Origin of the sequence: Streptomyces sp. NRRL F-5126, assembly GCF_000721265.1 — a bacterium.
Taxonomy (GTDB): Bacteria; Actinomycetota; Actinomycetes; order Streptomycetales; family Streptomycetaceae; genus Streptomyces.
In genome coordinates, this window is sequence record NZ_JOFZ01000062.1 from 1 (window position 1) to 652 (window position 652).

1 protein-coding gene is annotated in these 652 nt (G+C 68.4%); it reads left to right on the top strand.

Going from position 1 to position 652, the window contains the following annotated elements:
• The coding region (locus tag IH48_RS33910) for a KR domain-containing protein (protein ID WP_037844043.1) at positions 1-652 on the top strand (652 nt) is incomplete at both ends.

Here is a 652-nt window from a genome sequence, read left to right on the forward strand (position 1 = left end):
CCACGGCGGACACTTCCTCGAAATGGGCAAAACCGACCTCCGCGACCCCCACACCATCACCACCACCCACCCCGGCGTCACCTACCAGGCATACAACCTGTACCAAGCGAGCCCGGACCGAATCCAGGAGATGCTGGCCGACCTCAGCGTGCTGTTCCACGACAACACCCTGCGGCCGTTGCCCACCACCGCATGGGACATCCGCCAGGCCCCCGACGCCTTCCGCTTCCTCAGCCAGGCACGCCACACCGGCAAGATCGTCCTCACCGTCCCCCCGCCGACACCCTTCAACCCGGACGGCACCATCCTCATCACCGGCGGCACCGGCACCCTCGGCGACACCGCCGACGCCGACCAACTCGCCGACCTGCTCGCCACCATCCCGGACGAGCACCCCTTGACCGCGGTCGTGCACACCGCCGGCATCCTTCAGGACGCCACGCTGGCCAACCTCACCCCAGACCACCTGGACGCCGTCCTGCGGCCAAAGGCCGACAGCGCCTGGAACCTGCACCAGCAGACCAAACACCTCAACCTCTCCGCTTTCGTCCTGTACTCCTCAGCCGCCGGAACCCTCGGCAACCCCGGCCAGGCCAACTACGCCGCCGCCAACACCTTCCTCGACGCCCTCGCCCACCACCGCCACACCCAC